At 65.0% G+C, this 19006-nt stretch carries 16 protein-coding genes; 9 read left to right on the forward strand and 7 right to left on the reverse strand.

Features of this window, described 5'->3' with window-relative positions; all coding sequences use genetic code 11:
- Positions 1–123: 123 nt before the first annotated feature.
- Positions 124–642: a metallophosphoesterase family protein gene (locus IV500_RS15425; RefSeq protein ID WP_196397705.1), complete on the reverse strand. Its 519-nt coding sequence runs from the start codon at positions 640–642 to the stop codon at positions 124–126.
- A 75-nt stretch (positions 643–717) separates the two neighbouring features.
- Positions 718–1725, reverse strand: a complete 1008-nt coding sequence (locus tag IV500_RS15430) for a 1-aminocyclopropane-1-carboxylate deaminase (RefSeq protein WP_196397706.1) — start codon at positions 1723–1725, stop codon at positions 718–720.
- A gap of 231 nt (positions 1726–1956) precedes the next feature.
- Here IV500_RS15430 and IV500_RS15435 point away from each other — a divergent pair, with 231 nt between their 5' ends.
- Together IV500_RS15435 and IV500_RS15440 are read left to right on the forward strand one after the other, a co-directional pair.
- Positions 1957–2610, forward strand: coding sequence for a GntR family transcriptional regulator (locus IV500_RS15435; protein ID WP_196397707.1), 654 nt, complete (start codon positions 1957–1959; stop codon positions 2608–2610).
- A 229-nt stretch (positions 2611–2839) separates the two neighbouring features.
- Positions 2840–4153: a plasmid pRiA4b ORF-3 family protein gene (locus IV500_RS15440; protein WP_196397708.1), complete on the forward strand. Its 1314-nt coding sequence runs from the start codon at positions 2840–2842 to the stop codon at positions 4151–4153.
- A gap of 412 nt (positions 4154–4565) precedes the next feature.
- On the opposite strand, the gene IV500_RS15445 is transcribed toward IV500_RS15440, so the two are convergent.
- Positions 4566–5399: an SDR family NAD(P)-dependent oxidoreductase gene (locus tag IV500_RS15445; RefSeq protein WP_196397709.1), complete on the reverse strand. Its 834-nt coding sequence runs from the start codon at positions 5397–5399 to the stop codon at positions 4566–4568.
- 148 nt (positions 5400–5547) lie between these two features.
- Positions 5548–6633, reverse strand: a complete 1086-nt coding sequence (locus IV500_RS15450; protein ID WP_196397710.1) for an alanine racemase — start codon at positions 6631–6633, stop codon at positions 5548–5550.
- Between the two features lie 78 nt (positions 6634–6711).
- Between IV500_RS15450 and IV500_RS15455 the strand changes: the two genes are divergently transcribed.
- On the forward strand, positions 6712–7437 hold the full coding sequence (locus IV500_RS15455) for a hypothetical protein (RefSeq protein ID WP_196397711.1): 726 nt from the start codon (positions 6712–6714) through the stop codon (positions 7435–7437).
- A 4-nt stretch (positions 7438–7441) separates the two neighbouring features.
- Here IV500_RS15455 and IV500_RS15460 read toward each other — a convergent pair whose 3' ends face one another.
- On the reverse strand, positions 7442–8107 hold the full coding sequence (locus IV500_RS15460) for a hypothetical protein (RefSeq protein WP_196397760.1): 666 nt from the start codon (positions 8105–8107) through the stop codon (positions 7442–7444).
- A gap of 248 nt (positions 8108–8355) precedes the next feature.
- Here IV500_RS15460 and IV500_RS15465 point away from each other — a divergent pair, with 248 nt between their 5' ends.
- The 5 genes from IV500_RS15465 (at position 8356) to IV500_RS15485 (ending at position 15677) form a co-directional block, all read left to right on the forward strand.
- Entirely contained in the window at positions 8356–10173 is a 1818-nt protein-coding gene (locus IV500_RS15465; protein WP_196397712.1) for a glycoside hydrolase family 15 protein, read from the forward strand.
- A 9-nt stretch (positions 10174–10182) separates the two neighbouring features.
- The gene (locus IV500_RS15470; RefSeq protein WP_196397713.1) at positions 10183–12375 is read left to right on the forward strand and encodes a prolyl oligopeptidase family serine peptidase; all 2193 of its coding nucleotides are present in this window, start codon (positions 10183–10185) and stop codon (positions 12373–12375) included.
- Positions 12376–12551: 176 nt separating this feature from the next.
- Positions 12552–14660 (forward strand): MFS transporter, encoded by a 2109-nt coding sequence (locus IV500_RS15475; RefSeq protein ID WP_312875950.1) that lies wholly within the window; start codon positions 12552–12554, stop codon positions 14658–14660.
- A complete protein-coding gene (locus IV500_RS15480; RefSeq protein WP_196397714.1) occupies positions 14657–15217 on the forward strand; it encodes a TetR/AcrR family transcriptional regulator in 561 nt (186 codons plus the stop codon). The genes IV500_RS15475 and IV500_RS15480 overlap by 4 nt, the downstream gene beginning before the upstream one ends.
- A 169-nt stretch (positions 15218–15386) precedes the next feature.
- Positions 15387–15677 carry a hypothetical protein gene (locus IV500_RS15485; RefSeq protein ID WP_196397715.1) on the forward strand — a complete coding sequence of 97 codons (291 nt, stop codon included), beginning with the start codon at positions 15387–15389 and terminating at the stop codon, positions 15675–15677.
- Between the two features lie 109 nt (positions 15678–15786).
- On the opposite strand, the gene IV500_RS15490 is transcribed toward IV500_RS15485, so the two are convergent.
- Positions 15787–16209, reverse strand: a complete 423-nt coding sequence (locus IV500_RS15490) for a universal stress protein (protein ID WP_196397716.1) — start codon at positions 16207–16209, stop codon at positions 15787–15789.
- 314 nt (positions 16210–16523) lie between these two features.
- Here IV500_RS15490 and IV500_RS15495 point away from each other — a divergent pair, with 314 nt between their 5' ends.
- Positions 16524–17141: a hypothetical protein gene (locus IV500_RS15495; RefSeq protein WP_196397717.1), complete on the forward strand. Its 618-nt coding sequence runs from the start codon at positions 16524–16526 to the stop codon at positions 17139–17141.
- A 124-nt stretch (positions 17142–17265) separates the two neighbouring features.
- Here IV500_RS15495 and IV500_RS15500 read toward each other — a convergent pair whose 3' ends face one another.
- Positions 17266–18990, reverse strand: coding sequence for an ABC transporter family substrate-binding protein (locus IV500_RS15500; RefSeq protein ID WP_196397718.1), 1725 nt, complete (start codon positions 18988–18990; stop codon positions 17266–17268).
- Positions 18991–19006 lie beyond the last annotated feature (16 nt).

The following is a 19006-nucleotide window of genomic DNA, read 5'->3' on the forward strand; positions in this document are numbered from 1 at the left end:
ACCGGCTGGGAGAGTTCGCGGGCCGGGTTGGACAGCTCCGAGTGCGCGACGTCGACGCAGCACTTCTGGTCCTGCTCGCTCCCAACTGACCTCGCCAGCCGGGCGCCGCCGCCGTCCTCGGATTTAGGCCGCACCCGGGCTTCCGCCCACGGCGACAAGGGTGACCTCGCGCAGTTCTCCCGCTTCGGCGACCAACGTCAGGTACGTGCCGGCTGGCTGGCGCCGCCGATCCGTGGGCGAGCCCGGATTGAGCAGCCGCAGGCCACCGGGCGCCACGGTATCCCAGGGAATGTGGCTGTGCCCGAAAACCAGCACGTCCGCGTCCGGAAACCGTGCGGAGCACCGTGCCTCCCGCCCCGTTGCCGGCCCGGTTTCATGAACCATAACGAAGCGGATGCCCTCGATCACCACCCGGGCCACCTCCGGCAACCGCCCCCGCAGCTCGTCGCCGTCGTTATTACCGTAAACGCCCACGAGACGGGTCGCACGGTGCTCCACGTCGTCCAGGACTGACTCGTCGATCCAGTCGCCGGCGTGGAAGACAACATCCGCGGCCGCAACTGCGGCCAGCACCTGTGCGGGGAGGGCCCTTGCGCGTTGGGGGATATGGGTGTCGGAGAGCAGGAGCAGACGAGTGGCCATGCAGCTATCCTGCCACCGCGCATCGAAGGTGCCGCCGCCGTCGTTCGCAACCTGCAACCTTGGCCAACGTCGCGGTTAGCGGAACAGCCCGCTGTAAGCATTCAGTGCGGGCTGGCCACCCAGGTGCGCGTAGAGGACGTTGCTGGTTGCAGGAATGTCGCGGCTCTTGACCAGATCTATCAGCCCGGCCAGAGACTTGCCCTCATAGACCGGGTCCGTGATCATCCCTTCCAGGGAACCGGCCAGCCGGATCGCGTCCAGGGTCGATCTGACGGGGATGCCGTAGAAGCCCCCGGCCCAACCTTCCAGCACGTTGATTTCATCGTCGCGCAGCTCGCGTCCCAGGCCGATCAGCTCGGCTGTGTTGCGGGCGATCCGCTCCACCTGGTCACGGGTCTTCTGCAGCGTGGCGGAGGCATCGATGCCAATCACGCGGCGCGGCCGGTCCTGGCCGGCGAATCCGGCGATCATGCCGGCGTGGGTTGAGCCGGTCACGGTGCAGACGACGATGGTGTCGAAGAAAATCCCTAGTTCCTTCTCCTGCTGTTCCACTTCATAAGCCCAATTCGCGAAGCCAAGCCCACCGAGTTTGTGGTCCGAGGCGCCGGCCGGGATGGCGTAGGGCTTGCCGCCGGCTTCCTCCACCTCATGGATGGCCTGCTCCCAGCTGCTGCGGATGCCGATGTCGAACCCCGCGGTATCCAGCGTGACGTGGGCGCCCATGATGCGCGAAAGCTGGATATTGCCCACGCGGTCGGTCAGCGGGTCGGGCCAGTCCACCCAGTTTTCCTGCACCAGTCGCGCCTTGAGACCTAGTTTGGCGGCCACGGCTGCAACCTGGCGCGTGTGGTTTGACTGATACCCGCCGATCGAGACCAGGGTATCGGCACCTTGGGCCAGCGCGTCCGGCACCAGGTACTCCAGTTTCCGGGTCTTATTGCCGCCAAAGGCCAGCCCGCTGTTGACGTCCTCGCGCTTGGCCCAGATCTGTGCGCCGCCCAAATGCTGGCTCAATCGCGGCAGCGGGTGCACCGGGCTGGGCCCAAAGGTCAGGGGGTAACGCTCAAAATCGGTGATGGCCACAGGAATCTCCTTGTTGTGGTTGCGGGACATTCGTCAGGTGCGGAAGATCGTTAGCCGGGCCCCACTTGAGAACAATATGTAATATATTGCATGTGTTCCGGCGCATCTGTCAAGGTCCCGAACGCTCCCCGGATGGCCGACGGCGGCAGGCGGGTGCCGCCGTCGGCCATCCAATTGAGGGGGAAGAAGACGGGGACGGAGTGCCTGATGAGTATGTATATCATTTGCAACATGCCTATCCCCTCCATTCACGGCGTACACAAACGCTCGCTCCTGCGCGACGACGTGTACCAATCGCTCCGCGATGCCATCGTCAATGGAACATTCGCACCCGGTGAAAGACTGAAAGATACCGAGTTGGAACAATGGCTGGGCGTGAGCCGGACCCCCATCCGGGAGGCGCTTTTGCGGTTGGAGCGGGCGGGCCTGGCCATCGCCGTGCCCGGCCGGGCAACCATTGTTGCCCCCTTCGACCTGGCATCCACTATTAGCGCGCAGCAGGTGGTTGCAGCCATGCACGAGTTGGCTGCGCGATTGGTGGTTCCCTCCCTGACGGCGGAACACACTACCGAAATGGAGGAGGCCAACGCACGTTTCGCCATGGCCTTGCAGGATCAGAATGTGGATGCCGCATTGCTGGCGGATGATGACTTCCACGGCGTATTCGTAGCCCGTTGCGGAAATACCGTGATCCCCGAGGTTCTGGAACAAAGCACTCCGGTGCTGCGCCGCGTGGAGCGAGTGCACTTCGCATCCTTTGCCGCACGGACTTCCGTATCCCAGCACGATGAAATTATCCGGTTTGCACGCGTCGGCGATGCGGAGGGGGCGGCCCGAGTCAGCCGGGAAAACTGGCTTAGCCTGCGTTACGCGCTGCCCGAGTAACGCAGCAACTCTCGCTGCGCCGGGCAGGCCAGGAGGCTACGCACGCTTATGAGGCTTCGGCTGCCGCGACGGTCGCCCTCGACGACGCGCCGAGCGTCTATGCCGTTCCTGCCGGTTGCCAATTACGAAAACGGCTTCTTCTTGGGCGATCCGGTCTGGCCAGCATGGACACCTTCCGCTGCTTCGGCCAGAAACCATCCCCCGCCCCCGCTCTGACACAATGGCGGGCATGGGAAACACCGAAAATGGACTCGAACTCCGCATCTCACTGGACGGAATTGAGCCGCAGATCTGGCGGTCGATTCGCGTCCCGGAGAGCATCGAACTGGCGGAGCTGCACCGGGTAATTCAATTGGCGTTCGGCTGGGAGGACCGCCACCTGCATCAGTTCACCGCCGGAACTGACACAGATACGCGACGAATCCTCTCGGACGAAGAGACCGCCCAAGAGATCGGGGTCGAATCCGAGACCGCCGTGTTGCTGACCTCCGTGCTGGAGACGGTGGCAGGATCGAGCAGCGCGGGCGTGGCGGGCTCGAGCACCAGCGCTGCCGGCGCCGCGGGCCAGGCCGCCACGCTGAGTTACGAGTACGACTTCGGGGATTCCTGGGACCATACCATCGCGGTAACCGGCCGGTGCCTGCTCCAACAGGGCCAGATTACCTGCATCGGCGGCGGGCGTCGCGGTCCGGTGGAGGATTCCGGCGGCGCCAGCGGCTATACCCACCTGAGCCAGGTGCTCGCGAATCCGCGGCATCCGGAGTATGAGGATCTGGCGGATTGGTACGCGGGCGCCGCGTCGGCAATGGGCAGGTTTGTCGCTGCCCCTTTTGACGCCGAGGCCTTCGATGTCGACGCCGCCAACGCGCGGCTGGCACGTTTTGCCATGCTGCGCAGTGCCGGGCCGCCCACCGAAACCGAGGTTGACGCCGTCGTCCGTCCCGTCCGTTGGCTGCTGCAGCGCGCCGGGACCGCCGGTCTGGAACTCACGGCAGCCGGCTACCTCAAGCCCGCTGTGGTACGCGCGGCCGTGGCGGAACTGGGCTGGCAGGAGCGCTGTTACGGCACGATCAACCGCGAGGACCAGGCCGTTCCTGTGCTGGAACTGCGCGAGAATTGCGTGCGCTGGAAGCTGCTGCGCAAGACCAAGGGCAGGCTGGTCCGCACGCCCGCGGCACGGAAAATCGCCGACGACGACGCCGCGTTGTGGGCCCATGTTGCCGAACGTTTTGCGTTCCCCGGGACCAACGCCGAGGACCTGGTGCATCGCGTGATTGTTGGCTGGCTGCTGGAGGACACCATGCCCGACCGGCACGTCATCGGCCAGGTGCTGGCCGACATTTTGAACAATTCAATGTTCCGGATGGCTGGCGGAGGGCCGGTGGAGGAACTCGACTCAATGAGCCTGCACCAGGAGTTGCGCTGGGCGCTGGGCTGCCTGGATCTGCGGGAACCGGAGGAAAAGTCCGGTAAAGAAGGAAAGCTCACGCTGGCGGGGATCAAGTTCCTGCTGGACGTCCGGAGACGGCGAAACCGGGAATAAGCCGGGCCGGCGACGAACGGGGAAGGCGTCAATTGGACGCCAGGTGCCCATTAGACGAAGGGTTGCAAGGTACTGATCCGGTTCAGATACCATCCACTTACCCATCCACCTACTCGCCCAGCTACCGACTGCCATCGAAAAGCTGGCAGCAGACCAGGCCGAACGGCTGGCTCTACTCCGCGCTGAATCCGGGTTGCAAATGCCTGACGCATGCGTGCCGCTCACGGCGATCAACTGCGGCGCCTCGCTGGCAACCTTTGACCCGAAGTTCGCTGCTGCGGCAGACCGACTGGGCGTGGCCCAGCCAGTTGTGATCGAGCCAGTTGTGATCGAGCCAGAGGATGGCGGCCCGATTTCGCAGCAGCATGGGCCGCAGACCTCACAATGGCGGAGCGTTGGGGCTGCCCCCTTTCTATCCGGCCGGCTGCGCGCTGACCATCTCCTCGCTGCGCTCCCACAGGGCCCTGGCCAAACCGGCGTCGTCGGCCTGCTTGTTTGCCTTCGCGACCTTGCGCTTGGCATAGTACTGTCCGGAAACCCAGTCCGCTCCCGGCCGCGCGGTCGCCAGCCAGACCAGCGTTTCTGCGCCCTGCTCCGGGGTCAGCATGAACCTGCGCATGATGCCCTTGTAGGCAAAACGCATCGGGCTGTTCGACTCCGCGGAGAAGTTCGTCGCCACCCCTCCCGGGTGGAAAGCCGCCGTCGTCAGTCCCTGGCCGCCGTAGCGGCGGTCAAGTTCCTTCGTGAACAGAATGTTCGCCAGCTTGGCATTGCCGTAAGCCCTGTTCGTGCCGTACTTCTTTTCGGCGTCCAGATCATCGATGTCCAGGTGGCCGAAGAAACTGTTCGCCACGCTGGAGGTATTGATCACCCGGGCCTTGCTCTCCAGCAGCACGTCCAGCAACAGGGTCGTCAGCAGGAACGGTGCCAAGTGGTTCACCTGGAACGTCTTCTCGTGCCCGTCCACAGTCAGCCCGCGGCGGCCCATAATACCGCCGGCGTTGTTTGCCAGCACGTCGATGCGCGGATATTTTCCCTTCAGCCCGGCCGCCAGACCCCGCACCTGGTCCAGCTGGGCGAAGTCGGCGAGAAAGTACTCCGCGCCGAGTTTGCCGGCGATCGCCTTGGTCTTTTCCGGCGACCGGCCGACGACGACGACCCGGTCACCCGCCGCGCTCAGCGCCTGCGCAGCCGCTGCACCGATTCCGTCGCTGGCTCCAGTGATGACGATCGTACGTTCTGCCATGGCTAGTCCTTCGGGTTGTCCAGCGTGAGGTCCGCGGCGCGGGGAGAGCTGCTGATGATAGAACGGCGCCGGCGGGTCAGTTGTTCCAGGCGGGCGGAGCCAAGCGGCCGGCCGGTGCCGGTGTCGGCGCCCGGGTTTCCGCTAAGGTCTAACTGTTCCGTCCGCGGGCCGCCACGCGCCACGTATCGGCCACGGCGCCGTCGACCATCACACTCAGCTCATCGGCCAGGTTCACCGCCGCACACACGTGGTTGGGAACCACCCGGATCAGCTCTCCCGGAGTCGGGAGCACCGTGTTCTCCGGAAATTCAACCGTCGCGTGGTGTTCGGAGAGCGCGGTGATGCGTGCGTCCCTGTGGTCGGGCAGCCGGCCGCCGCCGGTGGTCCACGCCGGCCAGTCTGCGCCGAGCGTCTTGCTGCCGGAATCCAAAATGATGTGCTGCCCATGCCGGCTGACCACCGTTGCCACCGCCCAGAGAGCGACGTCACCCCACCCGCAGGTGCCCATTTCAACCTGTTGAGCATCATTGAACAGATAAACTCCAGGACGCATCTCGGTGAGGATTCCAGCGTCCGCAACTGCCGCCGTAGGCGTCGAACCGCCGCTGACCACAGCGGCTTCCAGCCCGGCGGCGGCAAGGGACTGCACCGCGGCGGCGAGCGCCTGTGCCTCATCCTGCGCGGCGCTGCCTTGGTTTCCCGGCCCGTAACCGTGGCCGGGAAAGGTAAAAACTCCGCGGACATCGAGCCCGGCGTCGGCTGCAGCCCTGGCGAGGCTACCTGCATTGGCCGCAGCTGCGCCGCTGCGGTGATGGCCACTGTCCACTTCCACCAGCACGCCGATCGGGGCTCCCGCCGTGGCCGCAGCCAGTTGGCGTGCGCCCTCCACCGAGTCAATACCGACGGTCAGCTTGACGTTCTCCGCGAGTGCCTGCAGCCTCGCGCCCTTTCCCTCGTCCGCCCACACGGGAAAGGCAAGGAAGATGTCGGTGACACCTGCCACCGCGAAGACTTCCGCCTCGCCCAGAGTCGCGACGGTCAGCCCGACGGCACCGAGTCCGATCTGCCGCAGGGCCAGCTCCAGCACCTTGTGCGTCTTGGCGTGTGGCCGCAGGTCCATTCCCTTTGCCGCAGCGGCGTGCGCCATCGCCGCCAGGTTCGTCTCTACGATGGCGGCGTCCACGGCAAGGAACGGCGTGGCAGGAAGATGGCTGGCGTTCAGACTGGCAGGCATGGCCTCATCGTGTCAGGAATCCGGGTGCGGGCCAAGACGGCCGGCTCCGACCTGGGGTCCGGGCGGTAACGTAGGCCTATGGGGAAGAAACCGCAGGATTACGAGCCCGACCGTTGGAGCAGCCGGGACGTCGCGCTCTGGACAACTGCCGAGCTGGCGGTGGCCACGCTGCAGGGGAATCTCGCCGGCATGCCCGTCACTGCGGTGCCCTTCGCCCTGCGCTTGAGCAATGCCGGCGATGAAGGAGTCTACGCGCACGGGGCGTTCCGGTTGCTCGACTACCGCGCTCCGGGGGACGGGAGCTACGCCTACAACAGTTCCACCATGCTGGCCACCGGCCGCGGAGCCGTCCCCTTGATGATCGGCGTTGCCGCGGTGCGGGCCATGGGCAATGCGGGCCGGGGCAGCGCTGCCGCGTCCCTGGCGATCCCGCGCTGGCTGCAGATTGAGCAAGGAACGCTGGCCGTCAGTAACTACGGTTTTTACCTGCACACCGCTACGGCCGTCCTGGCCTGGGACTGGCATAGCATCCATTTCGCAGAGCTCATTGGCCCCGGCGCGCTGCGGATTCAGGGCCAGTCGCCGCAGGGCTTAGTCAATTGGATCATTGAATCCGAGTGGGCGGAGCTGGTGTTTTTCTTCTGGGCCGGCGTTCGCAACCCCACACACCCGCAGTACGTCACCCGGACATGGCTCCCGGAGGAGTGGCTGACCAGGGCGTTTGTCTTCTCCCGGTCCGAGCCGGGTGTTGGCCAGCCCAGCAGCGCGCAGTTTCAGCGGATTCGGGGCCAGCTCCGGCCCTAGCCGTCTAGGCCTGACCCGTGCCGAGCATCCGTGCGACCTTCTCCTCAAGGGCGGCCACCGTCGCATCGGGCAGCACAATCAGGCCGTCCAGTTCACGGCGGGCGCGGCGGTAGGCGGTCTGCCGCTCGGACGGCGTAGCCGCGTCATCCACGGCAATGGTGATCAGCTTGCGTGCGGTGGCCAGACGCTGGCGTTCGGGCCCGGTGAAGCTGCTGTCTTTGACCCGGCGGGCCTCCCGCTCAGCTACTTCAAACGCGACCTCATAGCCGTTGACGGCGGCGCGGTACTCATCCAGCCGGCCCTTAGCTGTGATTTCGGCGGCCTCAGCGGGCCTGAGGCCGTCGGCCTCCCGCTTGGCGCGCAAAAATGCGACCGTGAGCGGTTCGCGCACATCGGTCATCATCGGAAAGTCGATCAGCTTCCCCACATCAAGTTCGTAGTCCAACCACCGTTTATTGACGCCGTCGTGCATGAGAAGTAACTGTGCCACCTCATCGGCGCGCACCTGCTCCACCCGCAGCGCCTGGTTTTTGACCTGGTACAGCTCGAGTCTGCGCTGATGCCTGCGTTCGCCGGCCTTGGACCAGGACCGTGCCCAGCCCCCCACTACACCGCTGAGGGGAAAGACCAGCCACCAGTAGTGGCCTGCGAAATCGAGTATGGACTGCACGCTTCCATCGTCCCATTCCCGGCCCGGCACGGCCAGACCCGCCCAGCCCTGGTCCGTGCCGGATTGCCGGGCAGATGCTGACACGCACTGGTTCGGATGGTAGACCAGAAGGATGCGCACTCACGAGCCCTGCCCCAACAGCCCCGTCCAACCTGCCGGCCGCACTCCTGCCGGCCGCACTCCTGCCGTCGCCTCCGTCGCAGGTACCGTCGTCAACCATTCCACCGCCGATTTGGCGGGTCACTGAGATGGGCCGGATCGAGGACTACGCGATCATCGGAGATCTGCATACTGCGGCGCTCGTGGGCACCAGCGGTTCCATAGACTGGCTCTGCCTGCCGAACTTCGATTCGCCCGCTTGCTTTGCGGCACTGCTGGACGACGACGGCGCCGGCCGCTGGCTGCTGGCTCCGGAAGCGGGCGGGGTGTGCACGCGCCGGCAGTATCGGCCAGGCACACTGATCCTGGAGTCCGAATGGGATACCGATGAGGGACGGGTCCGCGTCACTGACTTTATGCCGCCGCGCGACGAGGTTGCCGACGTCGTCCGCATTGTTGAGGGGCTCAGCGGAACCGTGCGCATGCGCGGCGAGCTGGTGCTGCGCTTTGACTACGGCCATGTTGTGCCGTGGGTGCGCAAGCACGGGAACGGCATCCGTGCGGTAGCCGGGCCGGACGCGGTACTGCTGGTGACCCCGGCGCCGGTGGAGGGCGAACACATGAGTTCCGTCAGCGAATTCACCGTCAACGCGGGCGAGAAGGTACCTTTCGTGCTGACCTGGCATCCCAGCCATCAGACCCAGCACCGGACGCGGACCGTGGATCCGGACAGGGCACTGGCGCGGACGCAGGATTACTGGACGCAGTGGAGCGGGCGCAGCAAAGCCGCGGGGCCGCACAAGGACGCCGTGCAGCGCTCACTGATCACCCTCAAGGCGCTGACTTACATGCCTACCGGCGGCATCGTGGCTGCCGCAACAACATCACTGCCGGAGCAGATCGGCGGCCCGCGGAACTGGGACTACCGGTATTGCTGGCTGCGGGACTCCACCCTGACGCTGCAGGCGCTGCTGGCCGCCGGGTACACGGACGAGGCCACTGCCTGGCGGGACTGGCTGCTGCGCTCGGTCGCCGGGGACCCGGCAGATCTGCAGATTATGTATGCCATTGACGGCCGGCGGCGCATTCCCGAGGCCGAGTTGGATTGGCTGCGCGGCTTTGAGGGATCCTCCCCGGTGCGCACCGGAAACGCCGCGGCGGACCAGCTGCAGCTCGACGTCTGGGGCGAGGTGCTGGACGGCCTGTCCCTGACCCGCAATGCGCTGCTGAAGGCCAATGACAGTTCCTGGGCTGTGCAGTCGGCGCTGATGGAGCACCTCGAGACCGTCTGGGACAAGCCGGACAACGGCCTCTGGGAAATGCGCGGGCCACGGCGGCACTTCACCCATTCGAAGGTGATGGCATGGGTGGCGGCGGATCGGATGGTCAAGGGAATCCGGAAGTTCCATCTGGACGGTCCGGTGGACAGGTGGGAGGCGCTGCGGGACACCATCCACGCCGACGTGATGGAAAACGGTTTCGACGCCGGCCGCAACACGTTTGTCCAGTCCTACGGCAGCACCGAGCTCGACGCCAGTCTGCTCCTGATCCCGCGTGTGGGGTTCCTGCCGCCGGACGATCCGCGCGTCATCGGCACCATCGACGCGATCCTAGAGGAGCTCTCCCAGGACGGTTTTATCATGCGGTACCGTCCGCAGACGAGCGACGATGGCCTGCCCGGCGGGGAGGGCGTGTTCCTGGCCTGCTCCTTTTGGATGGTGGATGCGCAACTCGGGGCCGGACGGCGGCGGGAGGCCACGGAACTGTTCGAACGGCTTCTGGCGCTGCGCAACGACGTTGGCCTGCTCAGTGAGGAATGGGACACGCAGTCCGGACGCCAGCTTGGCAACACCCCGCAGGCGTTCAGCCATTTTGCACTGGTTAACAGTGCCATCCAGCTCCATCACGGGAAGGCACACCGCAGCGATGCTCCGGTGGCCGACGCGCATCCAAGCGCAGATGCCTAGGATGGGCTGATGACGCAGACACGCACACAGGACCACCTCCCGGCAGACGAAGCATCGGATGAATTCCAGTGGCTGGAGGACATCCACGGGGACGAAGCGATCACTTGGGTCCGTGAGCACAATGACCGCACCGACGCGCAGCTGCTGACCGATGAGTACACGGCGCTGGAAGGGCGGGTACTGGGGGTCATGGATTCGGCCGACCGCATCCCGCTGGTGAACAAGCGAGGCGATTGGTACTACAATTTCTGGCGCGATCAGTCCCATCCCCGTGGGCTGTGGCGTCGGACCAGCTGGGCGCAGTACCAGGCCCGCACGCCGGAATGGCAGGTCCTGCTGGACATCGACGAGCTCTCCAAAGAAGAAGACCTGTCCTGGGTCTGGTCCGGTGCGTCCATGCTGAGGCCCGCAACAGGATCAGAGTATCGGAGCGCGATGGTCGCACTCTCCGCCGAGGGCGGAGATGCGGTCACCTACCGCGAATTCGATTTGTCCACCCAGGTCTTTGTCCCGGCCGGCTTCATCCTGCCGGCCGCGAAGACGCGCCTGAGCTGGCGGGATGCCGACACGCTCTACGTGGGGACGGATCTGGGAGCGGGCTCCATGACGGCATCGTCCTACCCATCCCAGTGCCGGATCCTGCACCGCGGACAGTCGTTGGCGGAACTGGCAGGCACTGCGCCATACTTCCAGGTCCCCGAAGACCATCTCAGCGGTGCTGTCTCGCATGACCGCACACCTGGCTTCGAACGTGACGTAGCCTCCGATGTGATCGACTTCTTCCGCAGCAGGACTTACCTGCGCCAAGACAACGAATGGGTGCACATTGACGTCCCGGAGGATGTCAACGTCTCCCTCCACCGGCAGTGGCTGCTGCTGCGTCCACAAACGGATTGGGAGCTGGAGGGAACTATTCACCCCGCCGGCAGCCTGCTCGTGACGGAACTTACGGCCTTCCTCTCAGGTAGCCGGCAGCTGCGGACCGTCTTCGTCCCCGATGTTCACACGGCTCTGCAGTCGTGGAGCTGGAGTTCGAATTTCCTGCTCCTGAACCTGCTCCAGGACGTATCGGCAGCCGTGACGGTCCTGGACCCGGCCGCCGGCTGGGCAGCCCGTGACCTGGCCGGCTGTCCACCGCTGCACTCGGGCGAGGCCTTTGCCGTAGACGACGAGGATCCTGTCTGTGGCGACGATTACTGGCTGCTGGTCAGTGGCTTCCTCACCCCCACAACCCTCCTCCGCGGAACCCTTTCAGCCGACGGGTCAGCGGACGGGACGGCCGTCGGGTCAGCGACCGCGGCCGTCGGGTCCGCGACCGCGGCCACCCGGGCCGGCAAGAGGGCAGCCCTGGTCCGGCAGGCGCCGTCGTTCTTTAATGCTGACGACCTGGAGGTCCAGCAGCACTTTGCCGAATCCGCCGATGGTACGCGCATCCCGTACTTTCAGGTGGGCCGCCGGGACCTCGTGCTCGACGGCGCCAATCCGACGCTGCTAAGCGGTTACGGCGGATTCGAGGTATCCCGCACGCCCGCCTACAGCGGAGCCTTGGGCAGGACCTGGCTGGAGCGGCGGACCGTGCTGAGCGGGGTTGAACGCGGTGGCGTCTATGTCTTGGCCAATATCCGTGGCGGCGGCGAGTACGGACCGCTGTGGCATAGGTCCGCGCTCCAGGAAAACCGGCATAAGGCCTACGAGGATTTTGCCGCGGTGGCGCGGGACCTAATGGCGCGTGGGGTGACCAGCCGGTCACATTTGGGGTGCTCGGGCGGCAGCAACGGCGGACTGCTGGTGGGCAATATGCTCACCGGCTATCCCGAGTTGTTCGGCGCGATCTCCTGCGGCGTGCCGCTGCTGGACATGCGGCGCTACACGAAACTCTCCGCCGGTGCCTCGTGGGTTGCGGAGTACGGAGACCCGGACGTGCCGGCGCAGTGGGAGTTTATCCGGACGTTTTCCCCGTACCATTTACTGCGCCAAGGCGTCGACTATCCGCCGGTCTTTCTTTGGACCGCCACGTCCGACGACCGGGTCGGGCCGGTCCAGGCCCGCAAGATGGCAGCTCGGATGGAGGCCATGGGCATCCCCGGGGTCTGGTTCCACGAAGCGCTGGAAGGCGGACATGCCGGGGCCAGCAACAACCGGCAGGCAGCCCGGCTGCACACGGCCTCCCACGAGTTCCTCTGGCGGCATCTGGCTGGTTGAGCAGGGCCTTTGCGCCCCGCGCAGCTGCGGGACCATGAAAGGAATGTTGCCAGCTGGCGGTGAACGGGTGTTCACTGGGTGGTGAACTGCTGTTCACCACCCGTACCATCCCCGCCGACCGCGACCCGGTCCGGCGCCGGGCGTATTCCCGCCCGAATTTTTCCGAAAGGCCCCCTGTGCCCTCGCACTCCGCGAAGACCACTACGCGCAGACCAACAGGTCTCATCATCGCCATCCTCTGCCTTTCCGGCACGGTGGTCTCGCTGCAGCAGACCATGGTAATTCCGCTGCTGCCGGACTTCCCCAAAATCCTGGACGCCAGCCCGGACGATGTCTCCTGGCTGGTTACCGTCACGCTGCTGACCAGTGCCGTCGCCACGCCCATCGTGTCCCGGCTGGCGGACATGGTCGGGAAGCGTCGAATGATGATCGTCGCGATGGTACTCATGGTGATCGGCTCGGTCATTGCGGCGTCCGGCGGTAATTTTGTCACGCTGGTGGTTGGCCGGGCTTTCCAGGGCTTCGCCGCGTCTTTGATCCCGGTGGGCATCAGTATCATGCGCGATGAACTGCCCAAGGAAAAGGTCGCCTCGGCGGTCGCCCTGATGAGCGCCACGCTGGGCATCGGAAGTGCACTGGGCCTGCCGCTGTCCGGGGTTATATACGAGGCGCTCGGCTGGCAGGCCATCTTCTGGCTCTCTGCCGTCGTCGGTATCGCGTTGATCATCGCAGTGCTGGCCATCGTGCCGGAATCAGAGCTGCGGACCCGGGGCCGGTTCGATTTCCTGGGCGCCGCGATGCTCTCGATCGCCCTGACCACGATGCTACTGGCAATTTCCAAGGGCGGCAGCTGGGGCTGGAGCAGCGAGCCGGTCATCTTGCTGTTTATCACCACGGCGGTGGTGCTGGCCGTGTGGTTCCCATTCGAGCTGCGGGTCAGCCAGCCAATGGTGGATCTGCGTACGTCCGCCCGCAGGCCGGTGCTGCTGACCAATATTGCCTCGATCCTGGTGGGCTTTTCGATGTACGCCAATATGCTTTCCACCACGCAGCAACTGCAGATGCCGAAGGTTTCCGGCTACGGATTCGAGCTCAGCGTGGTGGTCGCCGGACTGTGCATGGTGCCATCGGGCCTGGCGATGGTGGCGCTCGCTCCGATTTCCGCCATTATTACCAAGCGGTTCGGCGCCAAGACCACCTTGATTGTCGGTGCGCTGGTCCTGGCGGTCTCCTATGTGGCCCGGGTCTTCCTCAACAGCGAGATCTGGATGATCATTGTCGGCGCCATGGCGGTCAGTATGGGCACGGCAATTGCTTACGCAGCGATGCCGACGCTGATCATGCGCTCGGTACCGATTACGGAGACCGCCTCTGCAAACGGTTTGAATTCGCTCTTGCGCGCGGTGGGAACCTCGACGGCGTCCGCAACCGTAGCTGCCATCCTCACGTCGGTGGTGATGGACCACAATGGCGTGTCGCTGCCGACGCTGGATGCGTTCAAGTTCATCTTCTGGCTCGCCGCCATCGCCGCCCTGCTGTCGGTGGGCGTGACGGTCTTCATTCCGAAGTTCCTGACGGCGACCGGCTTGAAGGCCGACGACGGCGGCACCGCTGGTTCCGCCGCTGCTCCCGGCGCTGCTCCCGCCGGCTCTGCCCAGGTCAGCGGGGGGCCGGTCCCGGTGGCAAAGGCGCTGCCCGGCTCGGCATTGCCGGGGACGGTGAATGCAGCGGCGGACGCCGGCGGCATCAAGTCCGCCGGCAGCGAGGTGGAGATTGTGGTCAGCGGCACGGTGGTCAGCGCTGAGGGTCTGCCTATCCGCAACGCGGTGGTCAATATCCTCAGCACCAACGGAGCGCCGGTGGACTGGAGCCGGGCGAATAATGACGGCGGATATTCGGTGGTGCTGCCCGGTCCGGACCGTTATCTGGTGGTCTCCAGCGCCGATGGCTGGGCACCGCATTCCCAGGCCCTGGACTTCACCGATGCCGCCAGCTGGCAGCAGATCGTCCTATCCCGCCGGTTGACCCTGGCCGGAACGATCAGTGGGGCTCAAGCACCCGGGGACACAGCCCTGGTCACGCTGACCCGGCCCACGGGGGAGTTCATCGCGTCCACGCACACCCGGAACGGGAGGTACGAGCTGCCGTTGCCGCCCAGCGGACGTTACATTCTCAGCACCTTGGACCCGCAGGGGGAAACGGCACGCGCCCGGCAGATCACGGTGGCGGGCCAATCCGCCGTCGTCGACTTTGAGGCGCCCCTTGACGCGGGGGTACGGACGTGACCGCCAACGCGGCCGCAGCGGGCAGTGCCACCCGGAAAGCCATTGTCGATGCCGGCCGCGACCTCTTTGGCGAGCGGGGTTACAGCGCCGTGACCATTAAAGATGTGGCGGTCCGGGCCGGTTTCTCCCCCGCAATGGTGATGAAGGTGATGGGCAGCAAGGCCGAGCTGTACAGCGCTGCCGCCCCGGAAGGCCCGAATGTGGATGACCCGGGCAGCGCTGAGCCCGTGGGATACCAACTGGTGCGTCGAATTGTCACCCGCCGCGATCAGCGCGAGGCCGAACCCTGGGCCATGCTACCCATTTTGATCCACGACGCGCCCGACCCGGACGCGGCGCGGGTGACTTTCCGAAACCGGTACGTAAGCCGGATTGCGGAGCGGATTGGCGATACGGAGCCCGGGCTGCGGCGCACAAAGCTGGTGGTCTGCGCGCTGCTGGGACTCGGTGCCGGCGTCCGGACACTTGGCGTTCTTGGCCCGGGCGAGGTGGGCGGTGAAGCGCTGATCCGCGAATATGGCGCTCTGGTGCAGGGGATTATTGACGGGAGTGTTTAGGCGGCGCCATGTTTACCGCACCGAGACTCTTCCGTAACTCTCAATGTCAGCTTGATCTCATTCCGCGCGTCGTGGGCGTGTGGCGTGTCCACGCCCGAATTTGGCGCGTAGTGTCCAAAGCCTGCACCGCAGATTAGCTTGCACCCGCACGACGCTCTTAGGAGCATTTATGGACCAGTACCTGAACATCAACGATTTACTCATCTATTCCGGAACCGTGCTCATCGCCGTGATGATGTTTGCCGTTATCGGGGTCTCGTTTCTGGGTTGTCTGTTACTGGCCCTTGCTGCCAGAGCGCTCCAGTGTGCATCCCTGGCACTGACCGGAGCCGTGGTGGCCCAGTGGTCCGGCTGGCGTGCTGGTAGTGCGGCAGCGCCCGGGCCGGCGACCGTGGCAGGCGCTTCCCAACGTCCGGGGACGGAAGCCATCCAGGTGCTCGATTCCGCGACCCATCACTGAACCCAAGCGGCAGGCGACGGCGGGGCAACAGCGGCGGGGCAACGGCCGTCCCGCCTGAGCAGGGCGGCGCCGCATCATTCCCGCGGCTCCGCCCCTGCTGCGGTGCCTGCTAGTCGGTCTTGACGATATATACATCGCAGGACGCATTGTGCGCAACGGTGTTGGCCACGCTGCCCAGGATGCGCCCCATGCCCTGCATCCGCACACTTCCGACCACGATCACCTTCGCGCCAAGTCTGTCGGCTTCGGAGATCAGGACCTCGTGCGGCTTTCCGCGAAGGGCGGCAAACGTCGTTTTCACCCCCGTTGACCCCAAATCTGACGCGACCAGCTGCGCCACCCTTTCGGCGTCGTCGGCATCGGAGACTACCCAGCGATCGCTGCCGATCTCCACTACCTCGGTCCGGTCCCCCTCGTACGCCGTCACGACCCGCAGTTCGCCGCCCATCCCGGTGGCCAGACGCGCTGCCGCACGGGCGGCCTTCATAGCCGTTTCGCTTCCGTCGACTCCAACAACGATGGTGTCGGTCATTTTGCTGCTCCTTCGTTCGATAAGGAAATCCTGTAACACGTCACTACATTAAGTCACATCCAGCGCCGGAGCGTGGCATGAGCCCGCCGCCCACCTGCAGCAGGGCCCTTCCCACGGGTCGCCCCCGCCCAACTAGGTCGCACTTACGGCACGCAAAACGCGAAATGAGTGCGTTATCTGCTACCTAGTTGGGAATCATTTAGGCTGGCAGGGGCCGCGGTACCCCGACGACGGTCCTTCATGTCGCGGCTGCCGGCGGGTGGCTGACCGGCACGGATGCGGTCCCGGGGCGGAATATCCAAGCAAGGGACACGATGAACCAACCCAATTCAATGGGGCGTCCGACGGTGCTGCGCTCCGCGCTCCCGCGGTGGAGTGCCGTGCTGGTCTGGCTTTTCTGTGCCGGCCTGGCGGGGAACTTTCTGGTGCTGGGCCGGGCCGGTGAGCTGTTGGCGTATCTGCCGTGGCTGGCCCTGGTGAGCTGGGGAACCTATGTGCTCTCCTGGCGCCCTTGTCTTCGGGTGTGGCCGGACCGGCTGGTCTTGGTGAACCTGCTGCGGGACCGGGTGATCCTCTTCGCTGCCGTGGCGGATATCCGGGTGACCCATTCCGTGGTGATCAAGACGAAGGACGCGGTCTTTACCTCTTGGGGGGCGCCCGGGCTGGAAAGGTTCGGGCCAAAGATCGGCGACGGCGGCGTGCCACGTTCTGCGGCCCGGGGCTCCGGAGCGGGGCGTTCGGACACCGGATCGCAGGCCATCCTGACGCGCGCGTGGTCCGGCTGGGAACAACGACAGGCCGATGGCGGAACAGCATCGGCAGCCACTGCCCCGGTGGTGTCGCCTGTGAGAACAACCTGGAGCAAGCCGGCCCTGGTCAGTGGCGTTATTGTGCTGGCAGGGTGCCTGGCCGACGTGCTGGTGCATATCTGACGGGCCGCCTAATCCGGGCACGGCGATGGCCCCGGCTCGCTGTGAGCCGGGGCCATCACTTACTGTTATGGGTTCAATGCTGCCCTATGGCTGGGCTCTCCCCACGGAGATCCTTACCGATCGGTCAGCTCTTCCAACCCACCTTTGTCCAGTCGATATCCTGGAACTGTACGGCTCCAATGTTGACCAGGCCCTTCTTGACCGCGCTCACCGTTGGTGTCGGGGAAATCGGCACCATTGGAACGTAGGAGAAGATGGTCTGATCAATCTTCTGTGCCAGCGCCCGCTGCTTCTCCGGGTCCAGCTCGGCGTTAGCCTGCTTCCACAGGTCTCCCAGCGAATCGTCGCTGACACCGTTATAGTTCTGTTCGCTATCCGCCGGGTAGAAGATCGACTGCGAGCTGGACACCGGGAAAGCCGTGCCGACCCAGGAGAACAGCGTGGTCTGGAAGTTCTTCTTATCAGTGGTGGTGATGTAGTCGGAGAAGAACTTGGCGACCGGGACGGTATCGATCGTCAGCTCCACGCCGACAGCCTTCAGGTTTGCCTGAATCTGCTTGGCAGCGTTGGCTGAGGTGGCAACACCGGACGGGACGGTCACCGAAATGGCCAGTGGTTTGCCGTCCTTGGCCCGCATGCCATCGGAGCCCTTCTTCCAACCGGCGTCGTCAAGCAGGGCGCCGGCCTTCGCTACGTCATAGCCGATCGTTGAGGTGGCGTCATCCGTGTAGCCCTTCTGTCCGGGCATGTAGATGTAGTTGTTCTGCGTGGTGACCGGAGCGCCCAATGGTTCAAGCCGGCTCTGCGCGATCGTGTCGCGGTTGATCGCCCGGGCAATGCCCTGTCGGACCTTGACGTCGTCCAGCGGCGCCACCTTGGCGTTAAAGTCGAAGTGGTACCAGGTGAGTCCCCCTGCGCGCTGGATTTCCCCGTCGTCGCGCTTTGAGGCGGTGTTGTAGACATCGGGGCTGACGATGCCGCTGCCGATGCCAAGTGCGTCAACTTCCTTGTTGGCATAAGCCTGCGCCAGGGCATCCTGGGATTCAATCGTTTTGACAATGATCGTGTCCAGCTTCGGCTTCTCCCCCCACCACTTGGGGTTCTGCTTCAACGTCACCACCTGGCCGGTGGTGTCCACATTCGAGACCTCGTAGGGCCCGCTGGAGGGAACCGGGGTGGTCTTGTAGGCGTCATTGAAGGTGGCGGGATCCTTCGTGACCGAGGCTTCGAACGAGGGGCCGACCAGAATTGACGGCCAGTCGGCGTTCTTGTTCTTGAAGGTGATCTTGAAATTGGAGTCGCTGTCCGTGCGCTCAACGGACGAAATGTCCTCCCAGACGTTCGTCGACGCCACCTGGAAGCTGGTGTCGCTGCCGTTGAACGCCTTCCACGCCGACTCAAAGTCCTTGTACGTCATGGGTGCGCCATCGCCCCAGACGGCCTTGGGATTGAGCTTGACCTCGACCACCTGGGGATCGGTGCTGACCAGCTTGACCTCGGTCGCATAGTCAGGGTTCATTTCCCAGGTGCCGTCATCCTTGATGCGTACCGGCCCACCGGTGGTGGGGCTCAGCAGGACTTTGATCTGGTCCGAGGTGTTGCCGTCGACAGTGCCGGAGTTCCAGTTGGAAGGCAGGGCGCTGATCGGCAGCGTCAGCGTTCCACCATCCTTGACGTCGGAGTAATCCGCGGTGTCCCAGGCGGTGGTGGGCAGTTTGCCTTGATCACTGGCGCCCTGCGTGGCATTGACCGTGGCCGTGCCCCCGCCGCTGCCACCGGAACAGCCGGAAACTCCCAGTGCCAATGCCAGGGCCGCGGCCCCGAGCGCAGCGTATTTTGTCCGTTTCATTGTATGTTTTCCTCCC

This window comes from Arthrobacter terrae (genome assembly GCF_015708085.1).
GTDB lineage: Bacteria > Actinomycetota > Actinomycetes > Actinomycetales > Micrococcaceae > Arthrobacter_M > Arthrobacter_M terrae.

Bases quoted from the DNA above. Each gene is read 5' to 3' on its own strand.
- IV500_RS15445 (WP_196397709.1), bottom strand. From the start codon at position 5,399: ATGGCAGAACGTACGATCGTCATCACTGGAGCCAGCGACGGAATCGGT.
- IV500_RS15440 (WP_196397708.1), top strand. From the start codon at position 2,840: ATGGGAAACACCGAAAATGGACTCGAACTCCGCATCTCACTGGACGGA.
- IV500_RS15425 (WP_196397705.1), bottom strand. From the start codon at position 642: ATGGCCACTCGTCTGCTCCTGCTCTCCGACACCCATATCCCCCAACGC.
- IV500_RS15495 (WP_196397717.1), top strand. From the start codon at position 16,524: ATGAACCAACCCAATTCAATGGGGCGTCCGACGGTGCTGCGCTCCGCG.
- IV500_RS15465 (WP_196397712.1), top strand. From the start codon at position 8,356: ATGGGCCGGATCGAGGACTACGCGATCATCGGAGATCTGCATACTGCG.
- IV500_RS15450 (WP_196397710.1), bottom strand. From the start codon at position 6,633: ATGCCTGCCAGTCTGAACGCCAGCCATCTTCCTGCCACGCCGTTCCTT.
- IV500_RS15470 (WP_196397713.1), top strand. From the start codon at position 10,183: ATGACGCAGACACGCACACAGGACCACCTCCCGGCAGACGAAGCATCG.
- IV500_RS15455 (WP_196397711.1), top strand. From the start codon at position 6,712: ATGGGGAAGAAACCGCAGGATTACGAGCCCGACCGTTGGAGCAGCCGG.
- IV500_RS15500 (WP_196397718.1), bottom strand. From the start codon at position 18,990: ATGAAACGGACAAAATACGCTGCGCTCGGGGCCGCGGCCCTGGCATTG.
- IV500_RS15485 (WP_196397715.1), top strand. From the start codon at position 15,387: ATGGACCAGTACCTGAACATCAACGATTTACTCATCTATTCCGGAACC.
- IV500_RS15490 (WP_196397716.1), bottom strand. From the start codon at position 16,209: ATGACCGACACCATCGTTGTTGGAGTCGACGGAAGCGAAACGGCTATG.
- IV500_RS15435 (WP_196397707.1), top strand. From the start codon at position 1,957: ATGCCTATCCCCTCCATTCACGGCGTACACAAACGCTCGCTCCTGCGC.